This is a genomic window from Desulfovibrio sp. 1214_IL3152 (assembly GCF_036763055.1).
GTDB lineage: Bacteria > Desulfobacterota > Desulfovibrionia > Desulfovibrionales > Desulfovibrionaceae > Desulfovibrio.
In genome coordinates this window covers 1-4,403 of sequence record NZ_JBAIYW010000491.1, presented here as the reverse complement: position 1 = coordinate 4,403, position 4,403 = coordinate 1, and the positions used below count along the sequence as shown (strand labels likewise).

3 protein-coding genes and 2 pseudogenes are annotated in these 4,403 nt (G+C 55.2%); 4 read left to right on the top strand and 1 reads right to left on the bottom strand.

What is annotated here, in order from left to right:
• Positions 1 to 202, top strand: a pseudogene (locus V6C07_RS10460) (molecular chaperone DnaJ); the annotation flags it as partial.
• Positions 203 to 1,015: 813 nt separating this feature from the next.
• Here V6C07_RS10460 and V6C07_RS10455 read toward each other — a convergent pair.
• Positions 1,016 to 2,857, bottom strand: a complete 1,842-nt coding sequence (locus V6C07_RS10455; protein WP_333536408.1) for a carbon starvation CstA family protein — start codon at positions 2,855 to 2,857, stop codon at positions 1,016 to 1,018.
• Positions 2,858 to 3,059: 202 nt separating this feature from the next.
• Between V6C07_RS10455 and V6C07_RS10450 the strand changes: the two genes are divergently transcribed.
• The 3 genes and pseudogenes from V6C07_RS10450 to V6C07_RS10440 all read left to right on the top strand — a co-directional run.
• Positions 3,060 to 3,464: a hypothetical protein gene (locus V6C07_RS10450; protein ID WP_333536407.1), complete on the top strand. Its 405-nt coding sequence runs from the start codon at positions 3,060 to 3,062 to the stop codon at positions 3,462 to 3,464.
• 218 nt (positions 3,465 to 3,682) lie between these two features.
• A complete protein-coding gene (thiS, locus tag V6C07_RS10445) occupies positions 3,683 to 3,883 on the top strand; it encodes a sulfur carrier protein ThiS (protein WP_333536406.1) in 201 nt (66 codons plus the stop codon).
• Positions 3,884 to 4,183: 300 nt separating this feature from the next.
• A pseudogene (locus V6C07_RS10440) lies at positions 4,184 to 4,403 on the top strand (thiazole synthase); the annotation flags it as partial.

Sequence of the window (4,403 nt, the reverse complement as noted above, 5' to 3'; positions counted from 1 at the left end):
CATGGCGGGCGAGGGCATGCCCTACCCCGGCCGCAAGCAGCGCGGCGACATGCTGGTAGAGGTCAAGGTGCTCACACCCACACGCCTTTCGGCCCGGCAGGAAGAACTGCTGCGCGAATTTGAGGCTGCCGGGGAGCAGACCCCGCTGCAAAAAGTCAAAAAGGCCGCCAAAAAAATCGGCAAGGCAATGGGTCTGGACTAAAATATTTTAGCGTTGAGTGTTTCCTTCGCAAAGCCTCAAGGCGCCCACTACAGCGCTCGACAATAACAATTACGCAGATAAACGGTACAGCATAAAACATAGAACCCCCGGCCAACAATTGACCGGGGGTTCTGGCGTCTGATCCAAGCCAGCAGTTGACGCCCAGGGTCTGCAAGGAACCTTGAGCTTCGCCGGGTGGTGCTGTCTGTACGGCAGCGTACGCCCTGCGACCCGGCCATGCCGTTCCGCAGTCCGTCCAGACGCACCGGCAATTTTGAAGACACTCGGCGGCTCAGGCCGCCAGGCGCTCGCGGAAATGCGGTCCCGCTCATCAAATCCGGCTCAGTTGCGCGGGCTTGCCCGCCTATGTTTTGCACCGGCAAAATCCGGCGCTTGTCATGTCATAAGCCGCAGAGCGGCTTTATGGTCGTACCGCTGCGGAATCCGGTGGGGTAGGTCCGGTCTTCCGCTTTTTAGCCAGTGTCTAGTGGGAGCAGTGCAGCACGACTATACCGGCGGCACAAAGCTGCCGGCAAAAACTGTTTGCGCGCTCAAGCTATCAAACCTCCACCCCCTTGACAAGTTCTCTTTTTCACAGAACTGTCATTTTTTTTAAATTATCTCATGTCTCAATTTTTATAACATATTTATCTGAAGCTAGTAGTATATAAATTGAAAATTTATTTTCCGTCCTTCTACACTCCAAAAAAACCACTCTGTCAGCCACAGGCACGGCGGCGGCTTCAAAAAAAGGCTCCGCTGCGAGGCAGCGGAGCCTTTTTCATAATCCACTCCAAAAACAGGAAACAGCAACTATTCTTCAGCCAGCTCACGCACCGATTCGCCATAAGAGTCGGTGACCAGTGTCTTTATTCCCATCAGTTCGGTCCAGCGGCGGAAGGTTCCCACGATGACAAAGACCATCAGCACCATAACCAGGCAGGCCAGGGCGGCCAGCAGGTACTTGCCGTTGGGGATATAGTCTGTGGTCAACTGAAGGTAGCCCGCCCAGAACGTCACCACGGTCATAAAAATGCCGGGAATGGCCGTCACCAGGCAGTACTTGCCCCTGTTCATGCGCAGCAGCATGCTGGTGCAGACGATAAGGGCGCAGGCAGCCAGCAGTTGATTGCTCATGCCGAACAGCGGCCAAATATTGCTGATGTTGCCGGTATACACCAGATAGCCCCACATGGAGGTGAAGGCCAGACTGGTGATGACAATGCCCGGAACCCAGTTTTTGTCGCCGAACGGAGCATATACCTTGCCGAGCATTTCCTGAAGGAAGAAGCGGCCCACGCGCGTGCCGGAGTCAATGGCGGTAAGGATGAACACCGCTTCAAACATGACGGCAAAATTGTACCAGTAGGCCATCAGGTGATCCATGTAAGGGATCTTGTGGAAGATATGAGCCATGCCCACTGCCAGGGACACTGCGCCGCCGGGCCGGGCGTGCAGGTTCAGGCCGATCTTTTCTTCAAAAAAGGTCAGGTCCACGGTATGCAGGTTGGGGTGGGCGGCCAGCAGGGCGTCATACTTGGCCGGAGCAGCGTTGATGGCAAAATAGTCGCCGGGCATCAGGGTGCAGGCCGCGATCAGGGCCATCATGGCTACAAAGCCTTCGGTGAGCATGGCCCCGTACCCGACAAACAGAATATCACGCTCGTTGCCGATCATCTTGGGCGTGGTTCCCGTACCGATAATGGCATGAAAGCCCGAAATGGCTCCGCAGGCGATGGTGATAAAGATGAAGGGCATGACGGGGCCGCCGATGACAGGGCCGCCGCCGTTGATAAAGGGCGTGATGGTGGGCATGAGAATGGTGGGCTGCACAAAGATGATGCCCACCGTAAGCATGAGGATGGTGCCGATCTTCAGGTAGGTGGAAAGGTAGTCGCGCGGCACCAGCAAAAACCATACGGGCAACACCGAGGCAAAAAAGCCGTACACCGCAATGGCGATGGCGACCGTGTTTCTGTCCCAGTCAAAAGCCCAGCCGAGCACGTCGTGCTTCATGAGGTCATGGCCGCTCAGAATGCCCACAACCAGCAGCACCAGTCCAAGAAGACTGGCAAAAAGCACACTGTTCTTCTTGTAGCGCATGATAAGGCCCATAATCATGGCAATGGGCATGGTTATGACCACGATGAACAGCGACCAGGGCGCGTTGTGCATGGCGCTGATGCACGCCAGGGAAAGACCGGCCAGCGTAAGGATGAGAATGCACAGAACCGCCACGCCCGCCACGGTTCCCGTGACTCGACCGACCTCGCGCGTGGCGATGGCGGCGAGGCTCTGTCCTTTATGTCGCACAGAGGCAAAAAGAACCACCATGTCGTGAACCGCGCCGCCAAGAACGCAGCCCACCAGAATCCACAGGGCGCCCGGCAGATAACCGAACTGGGCGGCCAGCACAGGCCCCACAAGAGGCCCGGCCGCGGCAATGGCGGCAAAATGGTGGCCGTACAAAACATATTCATTGGTTTTTACATAGTCGTGTCCGTCGGCAAAGCGCACCGAGGGCGTACTGCGGCTTGCATCCAGCCGCAAAACCTTGTTTGCCAAAAAGATGCCGTAAATACGGTATGAAATGGCAAAAATGCATAATGCCGCAAACACAAGGGTTATGGCATTTATGTTTTCAAGAGCTTCCATTACAAATTCCCCCGTCTGAACTTGAATCAACTTTCTCGATCAGGCAGCAAGCCATACTTGCAGAATTTTAATGAACTTGCACAAACAACGGCGTGTCACGTCAAAATAGTTGCGTGTTCAGCAGCCCTCCTCACAAAAATATTCACAAGAATACGCCCACACTAAAACAAAAAACTGCACCCAAAGCAGGAAATACAGGTTTTTGACAATTTTTCCTGTTTTTCTGCTACACCCTTCGGACGTCCCTGTCCATGCCGGTCAAGGGCATTTATGCCTGGCGCAACACGAAAAAAACTGCCATACGGCACTGCCGAAATCGTTGCCCGCCGCGACTTACAAATATAAAATACTTAAAATATTAATGATTATTATTTATAACAATGCGGACACTCCCGTGGAACCCTCCCCACCCTTTCCCAATAAAAAATTATCCCTTTATACTTTTTTACGCCCCAAAAAGAGCACATCCACATTCCTCGTGCTGATCCATCGGCACTGCTGTTCCGGCCTTTTCCGCGCGGCGCGCTTTCCCTCTTCTGGCAGGCTTGCATTCCGCCCGGCATGGGTCTATCGTCAAAAAACCGGCTGGGGGAGCCATCATGGCTGAGAAAGGGCTGTCGCGCCCTGACCCCTAGAACCGCGCAAAAAAACGCGGTTCTGCACCTGACGCGGATAGTGCCGACGAAGGGAAGCTGGCCCAACCTGGAAACAGGTTTGTGCTTGCCCGCAGCCGTATTGGTTCTGCGGGTTTTTTTGCGCCCTTGAAAAGCCGAAAAACACATGCCCGCAGCCCGAAACAGGCTTTGTAACCTATGGAGATTCATTATGAACATTGTGGTCAACGGGCAGCCCGAAAGTTGCGCTCCCCAGGTCAGCGTGGCCCGCTTTCTGGCCGAGCGCGGGCATGAGGCCAGCACGGTAGTGGTGGAGCACAACGAACGCATCCTTGCCAGAGAGGCATTTGCGCAAACCTTTCTGCAGCAGGGGGACAAACTGGAGATTGTGCATTTTGTAGGCGGCGGCTAGGCAGCCCGCATCCCGGAAATCTTTGACTGTCTGCGTGCATATTGCGAAGACCTGCCCGGCTGCAAGAGCACAACCGGACGGACTGCGTGCGCGGATGCCGCGCGCAAAACAGCCGTTCCGGCGTAACAGACGCAAACATTTCTTTCCTGACTGCAAAATATTGCCGCACAGTGCGAGCCGTTTTCAGCCCCAGTGGAGCAGCCAAAATCCACCTGCCAAAGACGGCATGCCCCGTGAAAAACAGGGCGCAGTGTTTTGCAGCAGCACAATCTTCAGCAGCGCTTTTGCGCGGAGCATGTCATGAATAGCAGCGATCCCTTTATTCTCGGCGGCATCAGTCTTGGCAGCCGCCTTTTTATCGGTACGGGAAAATATGGCTCTGACGGGTTTATCCCGGCAGTGGCCGAAGCCAGCGGCGCCGAGGTCATCACCGTAGCCATGCGCCGGGTGGACAGGCCCGATCCCTCAGCGCCAGACCACAGCGCCTCTCAGGGCATCATGGGGCACATCCCCGGTCACA

Bases quoted from the DNA above. Each gene is read 5' to 3' on its own strand.
- V6C07_RS10455 (WP_333536408.1), bottom strand. From the start codon at position 2,857: ATGGAAGCTCTTGAAAACATAAATGCCATAACCCTTGTGTTTGCGGCA.
- thiS (WP_333536406.1), top strand. From the start codon at position 3,683: ATGAACATTGTGGTCAACGGGCAGCCCGAAAGTTGCGCTCCCCAGGTC.